10 protein-coding genes are annotated in these 12,816 nt (G+C 73.2%); 9 read left to right on the top strand and 1 reads right to left on the bottom strand.

What is annotated here, in order from left to right; translation table 11 throughout:
• Nucleotides 1-1,413, top strand: a 1,413-nt coding sequence (locus tag E1284_RS31460; RefSeq protein WP_341770436.1) for an MFS transporter, incomplete at its 5' end; no start/stop codon positions are given.
• An 85-nt stretch (nucleotides 1,414-1,498) separates the two neighbouring features.
• Here the strand turns inward: E1284_RS31460 and bldD are convergent.
• Nucleotides 1,499-1,993, bottom strand: coding sequence for a transcriptional regulator BldD (gene bldD, locus E1284_RS31455; RefSeq protein ID WP_021597992.1), 495 nt, complete (start codon nucleotides 1,991-1,993; stop codon nucleotides 1,499-1,501).
• A 426-nt stretch (nucleotides 1,994-2,419) separates the two neighbouring features.
• Here bldD and pyrR point away from each other — a divergent pair, with 426 nt between their 5' ends.
• The 8 genes from pyrR (at nucleotide 2,420) to pyrF (ending at nucleotide 12,347) form a co-directional block, all read left to right on the top strand.
• Entirely contained in the window at nucleotides 2,420-2,980 is a 561-nt protein-coding gene (gene pyrR / locus E1284_RS31450) for a bifunctional pyr operon transcriptional regulator/uracil phosphoribosyltransferase PyrR (RefSeq protein WP_131943792.1), read from the top strand.
• Nucleotides 2,977-3,918, top strand: a complete 942-nt coding sequence (locus E1284_RS31445; RefSeq protein WP_131943791.1) for an aspartate carbamoyltransferase catalytic subunit — start codon at nucleotides 2,977-2,979, stop codon at nucleotides 3,916-3,918. Before pyrR ends, E1284_RS31445 begins: the two co-directional genes overlap by 4 nt.
• Nucleotides 3,915-5,201: a dihydroorotase gene (locus tag E1284_RS31440; RefSeq protein ID WP_131943790.1), complete on the top strand. Its 1,287-nt coding sequence runs from the start codon at nucleotides 3,915-3,917 to the stop codon at nucleotides 5,199-5,201. Before E1284_RS31445 ends, E1284_RS31440 begins: the two co-directional genes overlap by 4 nt.
• Nucleotides 5,198-6,316, top strand: coding sequence for a glutamine-hydrolyzing carbamoyl-phosphate synthase small subunit (gene carA / locus E1284_RS31435; RefSeq protein WP_131943789.1), 1,119 nt, complete (start codon nucleotides 5,198-5,200; stop codon nucleotides 6,314-6,316). The genes E1284_RS31440 and carA overlap by 4 nt, the downstream gene beginning before the upstream one ends.
• On the top strand, nucleotides 6,316-9,675 hold the full coding sequence (gene carB, locus E1284_RS31430) for a carbamoyl-phosphate synthase large subunit (RefSeq protein ID WP_131943788.1): 3,360 nt from the start codon (nucleotides 6,316-6,318) through the stop codon (nucleotides 9,673-9,675). The genes carA and carB overlap by 1 nt, the downstream gene beginning before the upstream one ends.
• Nucleotides 9,676-9,757: 82 nt before the next feature.
• A complete protein-coding gene (locus E1284_RS31425) occupies nucleotides 9,758-10,645 on the top strand; it encodes a dihydroorotate dehydrogenase electron transfer subunit (protein WP_131943787.1) in 888 nt (295 codons plus the stop codon).
• Nucleotides 10,642-11,646: a dihydroorotate dehydrogenase gene (locus tag E1284_RS31420; RefSeq protein ID WP_131943786.1), complete on the top strand. Its 1,005-nt coding sequence runs from the start codon at nucleotides 10,642-10,644 to the stop codon at nucleotides 11,644-11,646. The genes E1284_RS31425 and E1284_RS31420 overlap by 4 nt, the downstream gene beginning before the upstream one ends.
• Nucleotides 11,643-12,347 (top strand): orotidine-5'-phosphate decarboxylase, encoded by a 705-nt coding sequence (pyrF, locus tag E1284_RS31415; protein WP_131943785.1) that lies wholly within the window; start codon nucleotides 11,643-11,645, stop codon nucleotides 12,345-12,347. Before E1284_RS31420 ends, pyrF begins: the two co-directional genes overlap by 4 nt.
• Nucleotides 12,348-12,816 lie beyond the last annotated feature (469 nt).

The raw sequence follows: 12,816 nt of genomic DNA, 5'->3' as shown, positions 1-12,816 counted from the left end.
GTGGCGGGGCAGGGCGGGCGCGGGCTGGTGCCGCTGCTGGCGTTCCTCGGCGTGATGGCCTACTCGCTGTCCATGGCCGTCGTGACGCCCGCGCTGCCGCAGATCCAGGAGGGCCTGGACACCACCCCGGCGGGCGCGGCGTGGGCGCTGACCGCGATGACGCTGTCCGCGGCGGTCGCCACGCCCGTGGTCGGGCGGCTGGGCGACCTGTACGGGCCGCGGCGCGTCCTGCTGGCCGTGCTCGCGATCGCGACCGCGGGGATGGTCGTCGCCGCGCTGGCCCCGACGGTCCCGGTCATGCTCGTGGGACGGGTGCTGGGCGGCGTCGGCGGCGGCGTGTTCCCGCTCGCGTACACGATCATCCGGGACGTCGTCCCGCCCGCCCGGACGGCGTCCGCGGTCGGCCTCATGTCGTCCATGCTGGGGCTCGGCGGCGCGGTGTCCTGGTGCCTGGCCGGGCCGATCATCGACTTCCTCGGCTGGCGGTGGCTGCTCTGGCTGCCGGTGCTCGGCCTCGTGCCCGGCCTGGTCCTCGCCTGGTGGATCGTGCCGCGGTCGGCGCCCGCGAAGGCGGCCGGGGTCGACTGGTGGGGCGCCGTCCTGTTCGCCGCCTGGCTGGTGGCCGCGCTCACCGCGCTGACCGAGGGCCTGGACTGGGGCTGGACGTCCCCCGGCGTCCTCGGCCTGCTCGCCCTCTCGGCCGTGACGGCCGCCGTCTGGCTGCGGGTGGAGGGCCGCGTCGCCGACCCCCTCGTCGACCTGCGGCTGATGCGCGTGCGCGGCGTCTGGACGGCCAACGCCGCCTCGCTGCTGTCCGGCTACGCGCTCATGGCCGGCGGCCTGCTGTTCCCGCTGCTCGTCCAGCTCCCGGCCGACACCGGGTACGGCTTCGGCGGGACGGCCACCCAGGCGGCCCTCCTGCAGCTGCCCGCCAGCATCGGCATGACCGCCGCTGGCATGACGGCGGGCCTGCTCGACCGGCGGATCGGCTCGCGCATGGTGCTGTTCGGCGGGGCCCTGATGACCGGCCTCGGCTACGCGTTCGTGGTACTCCAGCACGCGGCCATGTGGCAGCTCTACGTCGGCGGCCTGGCCCGGGGCATCGGGCTCGGCTTCGCCTACGCGGCCGTCGCGAACCTCGTGGTCGCCGCCGTCCCCTCGGGCGAGACGGGCGTCGCGACCGGCATCAACACCCTCATCCGCACGGTCGGCGCGTCCCTCGGGACGCAGATCAGCGCGGTCGTCATCGTGGTCGTCCCCGGCGAGGCCGGCTACACGGCGGGGTTCGCCATGAGCGCCGCCGCGATGGCCGTCGTCCTGCCCCTGGCGCTGCTCGCCCCGCGCCGCCGCCGGGCGCGCGGACGCGGAACGGGGCCCGGCGCGGTGCCGGACCCCGTCTCGGTCGTTCAGTGAAGCGGGTGGTGCGCTGCTTCAGGTGGTGCCGTGTTTCAGGTGGTGCGGGTGTTTCAGGTGGTGCCGTGTTTCAGGTGGTGCCGTGTCAGAAGGACTCGACGGCGCGGCGCGCCTCCGGGTCCAGGACGCCCCAGCCGATCAGCTCTTCGGTCAGCTCGGTCGGGGACTTGTCGTAGATGACCGCGAGTGAACGCAGGTCTTCCTGGCGGATGGACAGGACCTTTCCGTTGTAGTCGCCCCGCTGGCTCTGGATCGTCGCGGCGTAGCGGGCGAGAGGACCGGCCTTGTCTTTCGGAAGCTGCTGCAACCGCTCTAGATCGATCACGAGCTTGGGTGTAGGCCCGAGCGGGCTCGGCGCGGCTCCGCCGGGCAGCAACTCGGATACCGGCACGCCGTAGAAATCGGCGAGCTCGGCCAGCTTCTGAACGGTGACGGCGCGGTCGCCCCGCTCGTACGAACCCACGACGACGGCCTTCCAGCGGCCACGTGACTTCTCTTCCACGCCGTGCAGGGACAGGCCCTGCTGGGTGCGGATGGCGCGCAGGCGCGCGCCGAGAGCCTTAGCGTATTCAGACGGCATTCTCGGCCCCCCAGGCTCACTTTCAGCGTCGTCGAACCCCGGTCATGTGTCACCGGGGGGAGACAGATTCGCGAAGCCGGGCGGCCTCAAGAGTCTGTCTCCAGGGATGGTTACGGACAGTGACGGTAAAACGGGTACGGCGCCAGGTCAAGCTGATTGGAAAAAAGCGGTCGAATCCGCAGGACTCGATCCGGGCCGTCCGCATCGCGCCCGCGCCGTGCGCACGCGTGTCGCGGGTCCCGTCACCGGCCGCGCCCGGCTGCCGAATGTGACGCCTCTCACCTGCGAAGACGTGGACCGGTCCGGGTGCGGGGCGGTCCGGGCCGGCTGCTAACGTGGGGGAGACACGACGTCCTTTAAGGCCCGTCCCGTGAGGCGGGGAAGGAGGTTTCGGCGGTGAATGCTGCCTCCGGACAGGAGCAGCGCGTGGCGGACGGTGACCCCCGGCCCAAGGCCGTTCTGGAGGGTCCGGACATCAGACGCGCGCTGACCCGCATCGCACACGAGATCCTCGAGCGGACCAAGGGCGGCCACGACGTCCTGCTGCTCGGCATCCAGACCCGCGGCGTGACGCTGGCCGAGCGGCTGGCGGGGGCGCTGCGCGAGGTCGAGGGGCGCCCGGTGCCCTGGGGCTCGCTCGACGTGACCATGTACCGGGACGACCTGCGGATGCGTCCCGCCCGCGCCCTCGGCCGCACCGAGCTGCCGCCGGGCGGCATCGACGAGAACGTCGTCGTGCTGGTCGACGACGTGCTGTTCTCCGGCCGGACGGTGCGCGCCGCGCTCGACGCGCTGAACGACCTCGGCCGGCCGCGCGCCGTCCAGCTGGCCGTGCTGGTCGACCGCGGGCACCGGGAGCTGCCGATCCGCGCCGACTACGTGGGCAAGAACCTGCCCACCTCGATGCGCGAGACCGTGAAGGTCCTGCTGGACGAGAACGACGGCCGCGACGCGGTCCTGCTGGGACCGGCGGGAGGTGCCCAATGAACCGCCATCTGATCTCCGCCGCCGACCTGTCCCGCGACGACGCGCTGCTCGTCCTGGACACGGCCGAGGAGCTGGCGCAGATCGCGGGCCGCTCCATCAAGAAGCTGCCGACGCTGCGCGGCCGGACGGTCGTCAACCTCTTCTTCGAGGACTCCACCCGCACCCGCATCTCGTTCGAGGCGGCCGCCAAGCGGCTGTCCGCCGACGTGATCAACTTCTCCGCGAAGGGGTCGAGCGTGTCCAAGGGCGAGAGCCTCAAGGACACCGCCCTCACGCTGGAGGCGATGGGCGCGGACGGCGTCGTCATCCGGCACGGCGCCTCCGGCGCGCCGCACCGGCTCGCCGGCTGGGTGCGGGGCAGCGTGGTCAACGCCGGCGACGGCACGCACGAGCACCCGACCCAGGCGCTGCTGGACGCGTTCACCATGCGCAAGCGCCTCGGCGACCTGGAGGGGCGCCGCGTCACGATCGTCGGGGACGTGCTGCACAGCCGCGTGGCACGATCCAACGTCCTGCTGCTGGACACGCTCGGCGCGGACGTCACCGTGGTGGCGCCCCCGACGCTGCTGCCCGTCGCCATCGACACCTGGCCGTGCTCGGTCTCCTACGACCTCGACGGCGTCATCCCGAAGAGCGACGTCATCATGATGCTGCGCGTCCAGCAGGAGCGCATGAACGCCGCCTACTTCCCGACCGTCCGCGAGTACAGCCGCCGCTACGGGCTGGACGGCGACCGCATGGCGCAGCTCCCCGAGCACGCCATCGTCATGCACCCGGGCCCGATGAACCGCGGCGTCGAGATCGCCGCCGAGGTCGCCGACTCGGTCCGCTCCACGATCGTCGAGCAGGTCGCCAACGGCGTCAGCGCCCGCATGGCGGTCCTCTACCTGCTGCTCGGCGGCTCCGAGCCCGCGATCGGCCAGGAGGTCTCCCAGTGACGACGTACATCATCAAGGGCGCGCGGATCCTCGGCGGCGAGCCCGCCGACATCCTGGTCCGCGAGGGCGCCATCGCCGAGGTGGGCCGCGGCCTGGACGCGGCCGGCGCCCAGGTCGTCGACGCCGGCGGGCTCGTGGCGCTCCCCGGCCTGGTCGACCTCCACACGCACCTGCGCGAGCCCGGCCGCGAGGACGCCGAGACCGTCGAGTCCGGGACGCGGGCCGCCGCGATGGGCGGGTACACCGCCGTCCACGCGATGGCCAACACCGACCCGGTCGCCGACACCGCCGGCGTGGTCGAGCAGGTGTGGCGGCTCGGGCGCGAGGCCGGGCACTGCGACGTCCAGCCCGTCGGGGCGGTCACCCGCGGCATCGCCGGCGAGAAGCTCGCCGAGCTCGGCGCCATGGCCGACTCCGCGGCGCGGGTGCGGGTGTTCTCCGACGACGGCCACTGCGTGTCCGACGCGGTCATCATGCGCCGCGCGCTGGAGTACGTGAAGGCGTTCGACGGCGTCGTCGCCCAGCACGCGCAGGAGCCGCGCCTCACCGAGGGCGCGCAGATGAACGAGGGCGAGATGTCGGCCGCGCTCGGCCTGCGCGGCTGGCCCGCGGTCGCCGAGGAGGCGATCATCGCCCGGGACGTGCTGCTCGCCCAGCACGTCGGGTCGCGGCTGCACGTGTGCCACGTGTCCACGGCCGGCTCGGTGGAGATCATCCGCTGGGCGAAGAGCAAGGGCTGCCCGGTGACCGCCGAGGTCACCCCGCACCACCTGCTGCTGGACGACGCCCGGGCCGGCACCTACGACCCGATCTTCAAGGTCAACCCCCCGCTGCGCACCGCCGACGACGTCACCGCGCTGCGGCACGCGCTCGCCGACGGCACGATCGACTGCGTCGCCACCGACCACGCCCCCCACCCGGTCGAGGCCAAGGAGACCGAGTGGGCCGTGGCCGCGATGGGGATGATCGGCCTGGAGACCGCGCTGCCGGTCGTCCAGGAGGCGATGGTCGAGACCGGGCTGCTCGACTGGGCCGGGGTCGCCGACCGCATGTCCGCACGTCCCGCCCGCATCGGCCGCCTTTCCGGACAGGGTCGTCCGCTCGAGGCAGGTTCGCCCGCCAACATCACGCTGTACGACCCGTCGCCGCGCCGCGCGGTGGACCCGTTCGCCATGACCTCCAAGAGCCGCAACACCCCCTTCGCGGGGCTGGAGCTGCCCGGCCGGGTCGTCGCGACGTTCCTGCGCGGCGAGCCGACCGTTCTGGAAGGGAAGCTCCATTGAAGCCTGCTCTGCTCGTTCTGGAAGACGGCAGGGTGTTCCACGGGACCGCGTACGGCGCCGAAGGGGAGACCTTCGGCGAGATGGTCTTCAACACCGGGATGACCGGCTACCAGGAGACCCTCACCGACCCCTCCTACGCCCGCCAGATCGTGGCCATGACATCCCCCCACATCGGCAACACCGGCATCAACGGCGAGGACCCCGAGTCCCGCCGCATCCAGGTGGCCGGCTACGTGGTGCGCGAGCCCGCCCGGGTGGCCTCCAACTGGCGCGCCACCGGCTCGCTTGGCTCCGCGCTGCGCGAGCAGGGGATCGTGGGCATCGCCATGTCCGGTACGCGCGCCCTGACGCGGCACCTGCGCGACAAGGGGGCGATGCGCGCCGCCATCTTCAGCGGGGCGGACGCGGTGGCGCCCGGCGCTGACGTACTCGTCGACCGCGTGCGGCAGAGCCCCTCGATGGAGGGCGCCGACCTCGCCCGCGACGTCTCCACCGCCGAGCCCTACGTCATCCCCGCGCAGGGCGACAAGCGCTACACCGTCGCCGCGGTCGACCTCGGCATCAAGGCGATGACGCCCCACCGGCTGGCGATGCGGGGCTGCGAGGTGCACATCCTGCCCGCGGCCAGCACCACCGAGGACATCCTCGCCCTCGGCCCCGACGGCGTGTTCTTCTCCAACGGCCCCGGCGACCCGGCCGCCGCCGATTACGCCGTGGACGCGCTGAAGGGCGTCCTCGACGCCGGCACGCCGTTCTTCGGGATCTGCTTCGGCAACCAGATCTTCGGCCGCGCGCTGGGCCTCGGCACCTACAAGCTGAGGTTCGGCCACCGGGGCGTCAACCAGCCCGTCCAGGACCGCGCCACCGGCCGGGTCCACATCTCGGCCCACAACCACGGGTTCGCCGTGGACGCGCCCGCCGACGGCCCGTTCGACACGCCCTACGGCCCCGCCGTGGTCAGCCACGTCAACCTCAACGACGGCTGCGTCGAGGGGCTGCGGCTCCTGGAGCGGCCCGCGTTCAGCGTCCAGTACCACCCGGAGGCCGCCGCCGGCCCGCACGACGCGTCCGGGCTCTTCGACCGTTTCTGCGAGCTGATGGAGGCGTCGAAGTAATGCCGCGCAGGGAAGACCTGAAGTCCGTCCTGGTCATCGGCTCCGGTCCGATCGTCATCGGCCAGGCGTGCGAGTTCGACTACTCCGGCACCCAGGCGTGCCGGGTGCTGAAGGCCGAGGGCCTGCGGGTGACGCTGGTCAACAGCAACCCGGCCACGATCATGACCGACCCCGAGTTCGCCGACGCGACCTACGTCGAGCCGATCACCCCCGAGGTCGTCGAGAAGATCATCGCCAAGGAGCGGCCGGACGCGCTGCTGCCCACCCTCGGCGGCCAGACGGCCCTGAACACCGCCATCGCGCTGTACGAGGGCGGCGTCCTGGAGAAGTACGGGGTCGAGCTGATCGGCGCCGACGTGGACGCCATCCAGGCCGGCGAGAACCGCGAGCGGTTCAAGGAGGTCGTCGCCAAGGTCGCACGTGAGCAGGGCCTGAACGCCGAGTCCGCCCGGTCGGTCATCTGCCACACGATGGACGACTGCCTCGCGGCCGCCGGCGAGCTCGGCTACCCCCTGGTCGTCCGGCCCTCGTTCACGATGGGCGGGCGCGGCTCCGGGTTCGCCCACGATGAGGACGACCTGCGCCGCATCGCGGGCGCCGGGCTCGACGCGTCCCCGACCGGCGAGGTGCTCCTGGAGGAGTCGATCCTCGGCTGGAAGGAGTACGAGCTGGAGGTCATGCGCGACCGCGCCGACAACGTGGTCATCGTGTGCTCCATCGAGAACCTCGACCCGATGGGCGTGCACACCGGCGACTCGATCACGGTCGCGCCCGCGCTGACGCTCACCGACCGCGAGTACCAGAACATGCGGGACGTCGCGATCGCGGTGATCCGCGAGGTCGGCGTCGACACCGGCGGCTGCAACATCCAGTTCGCCGTGCACCCCGGCACCGGCCGGATGATCGTCATCGAGATGAACCCGCGCGTGTCGCGGTCGTCGGCGCTGGCCTCCAAGGCGACCGGCTTCCCCATCGCCAAGATCGCGGCGAAGCTCGCGATCGGGTACACCCTCGACGAGATCCCGAACGACATCACCCGCGAGACGCCCGCGTCGTTCGAGCCCACGCTCGACTACGTCGTGGTGAAGGTGCCCCGGTTCGCGTTCGAGAAGTTCCCCGGCGCCGACGGCACGCTGACCACGCACATGAAGTCCGTGGGCGAGGCCATGGCCATCGGGCGCTGCTTCACCGAGGCCCTGCAGAAGGCGCTGCGGTCCCTGGAGAAGAAGGACTCCTCGTTCAGCTGGGCCGGCGACTTCGACGCCGAGGCCCTCGTCGAGTCGGCCAGGCGCCCGCACGACGGGCGGCTCCGGGACGTCCAGCGCGCGCTGTGGGCCGGGGCGGGCATCCAGGACCTGTACGAGGCGACCGGCATCGACCCCTGGTTCCTCGACCAGATCGCCGCCATCAACGAGGTCGCCGAGGAGATCCGCACCGCCGACGACGCGCTCACCGGGGACAAGCTGCTGCGCGCCAAGCGGCACGGGTTCTCCGACGCGCAGATCGGCGAGCTGCGCGGCCTGTCGGAGGAGGTCGTGCGCGAGCTGCGGCACGCGCTCGGCGTCCGCCCCGTGTACCTGACAGTCGACACGTGCGCCGCCGAGTTCGAGGCGCAGACGCCGTACCTGTACTCGGCGTACGACGAGGAGACCGAGGTTCCGCCGGGCAGCAGGCCCAAGGTCATCATCCTCGGCAGCGGCCCCAACCGCATCGGCCAGGGCGTCGAGTTCGACTACTCGTGCGTCCACGCCTCGTTCACGCTGGCCGAGGCCGGCTACGAGACCGTGATGGTCAACTGCAACCCCGAGACGGTCTCCACCGACTACGACACCTCCGACCGGCTCTACTTCGAGCCGCTCACGCTGGAGGACGTCCTCGAGGTCGTCTACGCCGAGCAGCAGTCCGGCGAGGTCGCGGGCGTCATCGTCCAGCTCGGCGGCCAGACGCCCCTCGGGCTGGCCCAGAAGCTGAAGAACGCCGGCGTGCCGATCGTGGGCACCTCCCCGGAGAGCATCCACCTCGCCGAGGAGCGCGGCGCGTTCGGGCGCGTCCTGCACCGGGCGGGCCTGCTCGCGCCCAAGCACGGCACCGCCACGTCCTACGAGGAGGCGCGCGAGATCGCCGACGAGATCGGCTACCCGGTCCTCGTGCGCCCCTCGTACGTGCTCGGCGGACGCGGCATGGAGATCGTGTACGACGACGCCACGCTGGAGTCGTACATGGCCCGCGCCACTGAGACGCTGGGCGGCGCACTGCTCGAGCACCCCATCCTGGTCGACCGCTTCCTGGACGAGGCCATCGAGATCGACGTCGACGCCCTGTTCGACGGCGAGGACCTCTACCTCGGCGGCGTCATGGAGCACATCGAGGAGGCCGGGATCCACTCCGGCGACTCGGCGTGCGCGCTGCCGCCGATCACGCTGGGGCACGACGACATCCGCCGCATCCGGGAGTCGACGGAGGCGCTCGCGCGCGGCGTCGGCGTGCGCGGGCTCATGAACGTCCAGTACGCGCTCGCCGCGGGCGTCCTGTACGTCCTGGAGGCCAACCCGCGGGCGTCCCGCACGGTGCCGTTCGTGTCCAAGGCGACGGCCGTGCCGCTCGCCAAGGCGGCGGCGCGCGTCATGATGGGCGCCACCATCGCCGAACTGCGCGCCGAGGGCCTGCTGCCCGAGACCGGCGACGGCGGCACCCTGCCGCTGGACGCGCCGATCGCGGTGAAGGAGGCCGTCCTGCCCTTCGACCGGTTCCGCAACGAGCGCGGGCAGGGCGTCGACATCGTCCTCGGCCCCGAGATGCGGTCGACCGGCGAGGTCATGGGCATCGACGAGGTGTTCGGCACCGCGTTCGCCAAGTCGCAGCAGGGCGCCTACGGCGGCTCGCTGCCGACGAAGGGGCGTGTCTTCGTGTCCGTGGCGAACCGGGACAAACGGCACATGGTGTTCCCGGTGAAGCGGCTCGCTGACCTGGGCTTTGAGATTCTTGCCACGGAAGGGACCGCGGAGGTCCTGCGCCGCAACGGCGTGCGTGCCAAGATCGTGCGCAAGCACAGCGAGGGTCCGGGCCCGTCCGGCGAGCCCACGATCGTGCGGCGCGTCCTGGACGGCGAGGTCGACCTCATCGTCAACACTCCCTTCGGCAGCCCGGGCCAGTCCGGGCCGCGGCTCGACGGTTACGAGATCCGCACCGCGGCCGTGCTGCGGGGCGTACCGTGCGTGACGACCGTGCAGGGGCTCGCGGCGGCCGTGCAGGGCATCGAGGCCGTCGCCGGCGGCCAGGTCGGCGTCCGCTCCCTCCAGGAGCACGCCGAGCGGATCGGCGGCGCCCGCGGGCGCGCCGGCGGGGACGGCGCGCTGTGACGCCCGGGTGACGACAGCCCGGGCGGGCCGGGCGGACGCGTCCGCCCGGCCCGCCCGGCGCACGACGAGGAGAGGGAGACGGGTGTCCGACACGCCGGTGCAGACGTCGGCGACGGTGCTGACGGTCCGCCAGGTGCAGGACTACCACGCGATGACGCTGGTGGCCCCGGCCATCGCCGAGCGGTTCCGGCCCGGCCAGTTCGTGGCGCTCGCCGTCGGCGGCGAGCACACGTCCCGGCTGGTCCGCCGCTGCTTCGGTGTGCACGAGGTCAAGTCCGACTACGGCGGCACCGTCGAGCTGGTGTTCGCCGACACCGAGCCCGGCACGGCGTGGCTCGCGGGCCGCCGCTCGCGCGACCAGATCGACCTCGTCGGGCCGCTCGGCCGCCCCTTCCGGCTGCCCCGCGACCCGGTGACCTGCCTGCTCGTCGGCGGCGGGCCCGGCGGCGCGTCGGTGTTCGCGCTCGCCGACACGCTGCTGCGGCGCGGCTGCCAGGTGCACTTCGTGCTCGGCGGGCCGTCCGCCCGGCAGGTGTTCGGCTCCCGGATGGCGCAGCGCATCGGCGACAGCTCCACCGTCGCCACCGAGGACGGCTCGATGGGGGAGAAGGGCACCGTCCGGGACGTGCTGCCCCGCGTCATCGAGGAGACCGGCGCCGACGTCGTCTACGGCTGCGGCCCGACGGGCCTGCTGCGCTCGGTCACCCAGGTCGCCGGCGACTTCGGCCTGCCCTCGCAGGTGTCGGTCGAGGAGTTCCTGCAGCGGACCGGGGCGTGCGGCATCGGCGTGTGCATGACCTGCATGCTCCCCGTCCACGGCGAGGACGGCGTGACCCGCATGGTGCGCGCCTGCGCGGACGGGCCCGTCCTGCGCGGCGACCGCGTCCGCTGGGGCGACCTCGGCACCATCCCGTTCGACGCGCTGGGCGCGCCGCGCGTCCTGAGCGTCTCCGAAGGGGGCTCGCAATGAGCGACCGGGCCAGTGACCGGGCCGGTGACCGGCTCAGCACCGCACTCGGGCCCCTGGAGCTGCCCAACCCCGTCATGACGGCCGCCGGATGCGGCGGGACGGGACGCGAGCTCGCCCAGTTCTACGACCTCGGCCGCCTGGGGGCGTTCGTCACCACGTCCGTCATGCCCCAAGCGCGCGCGGGACGCCCCACCCCCCGCGTGACCGAGACCCCGAGCGGCCTCCTCACCGCCATGGGCCTTCCCGGGCCCGGCGTCGAGACGTTCCTGGAGCGCGACCTGCCCTGGCTCACCGAGCAGGGCGCCCGGACGATCGTCTCCATCGCCGGCGGCAGCGTCGAGGAGTACGGCGACCTGGCCCGCCGGCTGCGCGGCGTCCCCGGCATCGCCGCGATCGAGGTCAACGTCGCCTGCCCCAACGTCGAGGACCGCGGGCGCGTGTTCGCCTGGCACCCGGCCGCCGCCGCGTCCGTCGTCCGCGCCGTCCGCGGCCACGCCCGGCCCGGCGTCCCGATCTTCGCCAAGCTCGCCCCGGACGTGACCGACATCGCCACGATCGCGCTCGCCTGCGTCGACGCGGGCGCCGACGGCCTCACCCTGATCAACACCATGGAGGCCATGGCGATCGACCCGGGCACGCTGCGGCCCGCGCTCAGCGGCGTGTCGGGCGGGCTGTCGGGGCCCGCGATCCGGCCCATCGCGGTCCGCTGCGTCTACCAGGTGCACGCCGCGCTGCCCACCACCCCGATCATCGGCGTCGGCGGCATCGCCACCGGCCTGGACGCGCTGGAGTTCGTCCTCGCCGGCGCGTCCGCCGTCGCCGTCGGCACCGCCGTCTTCCACGACCCCATGGCGGGGCCCCGCATCCTGCGCGAGCTGGAGGAGGCCCTCGCGGCCCGCCGGATCGGCCGCCTCGCCGAGGCCGTCGGCCTCGCGCACAAGCCCGCGGGCTACGTCCCACCGCAGGTGCGCCCGCACGAGCCCGTGAAGGAGAAGCCGTGACCGCCGCCCCCATCGCCGTCGCGCTGGACGCGCCCGACCTGGAGACGGCCGCGCGCTGGGCCACCCTGGTCACGCCGCACGTCTCCACCGTCAAGGTGGGCCTGGAGCTGTACCTGCGGTACGGCCCGGACGTCGTCGCCAGCGTGCGCGGGGCCAGCCGGGTCCAGGTCTTCCTGGACCTCAAGCTGCACGACATCCCGGCGACCGTGCGCGGCGCCGCCCGCGCCGTGGCGCGCCTCAAGCCGTCCTACCTGACCGTGCACGCCGCGGGCGGCCCCGCGATGATCCGCGCGGCGGTGGAGGCCGCCCCGAGCACGAAGATCGCCGCGGTGACGGTCCTCACGTCGCTCGGCGACGCCGACCTCACCGCCGTCGGGCTCGCCGGGCCGGCCCCGGACGCCGTCCGCCGCCTCGCCCTGCTGTCGGTCGAGGCGGGCGCGCAGGCCCTCGTCTGCTCGCCGCAGGAGGCCGCCGCCGTCCGCGCCGAGGTCGGCCCGGACATCACGCTGATCACACCGGGTGTCCGCCCGGCGGGCGCCGCCGCGCAGGACCAGGCCCGCGTCGCCACCCCCGAGGACGCCCTGGCGGCGGGAGCCGACCTCCTGGTCATCGGCCGCCCCATCACCGGCGCGCCCGACCCCGGCGCCGCCGCGGCCGCCATCGCCGCCGCGCTCCGCCGCACCGCCCCCGGCGAGTCCTGACCCGCGGGCCTCGGCGACGCACCGTGACCGCGGCGCCCGGGCCTCCCCGCGTGTGCCGGGGGTGCCGGGAGCCGCGTTGCGGGAAAAGCTCATTCTACGAAAGTTTCGAAGGGTTCTTGGGCGTGCTGGAGCGCTCATTGTGGTTTTACTCGTATGCGAATGCAGGGGTCGGTGTGTTCGCATTGTGAGTACGTGCCGAACGATGAACTCGTTCACGCGGAGTGGCGATTCCGGCCGGAGACGGCTCCGGCGATCGCCGGCCGTCCGCGTCCATGTCGGTGCCCTGGCGGCGGGCGTGGGAGCTGAGTGGCGGTGCGGCGGCCCTCCGAGCGGGAGACGATCTTGGCGGGGTCGGGTGTTGTCGAGGATGACAGTAACGGTGCCGCCGCGACGTGCGGAACGGCCCGGCGTGACGAGTGTCACGCGGTCGGGATCGGTTGTGGGGGACCTCACAGGGGCCCTGTCTCTT

The sequence above is a fragment of the Actinomadura bangladeshensis genome, assembly GCF_004348335.1.
GTDB lineage: Bacteria > Actinomycetota > Actinomycetes > Streptosporangiales > Streptosporangiaceae > Spirillospora > Spirillospora bangladeshensis.
Note: the sequence above shows the minus strand (reverse complement) of the source record. Positions and strands in the feature narration are given on the sequence as shown.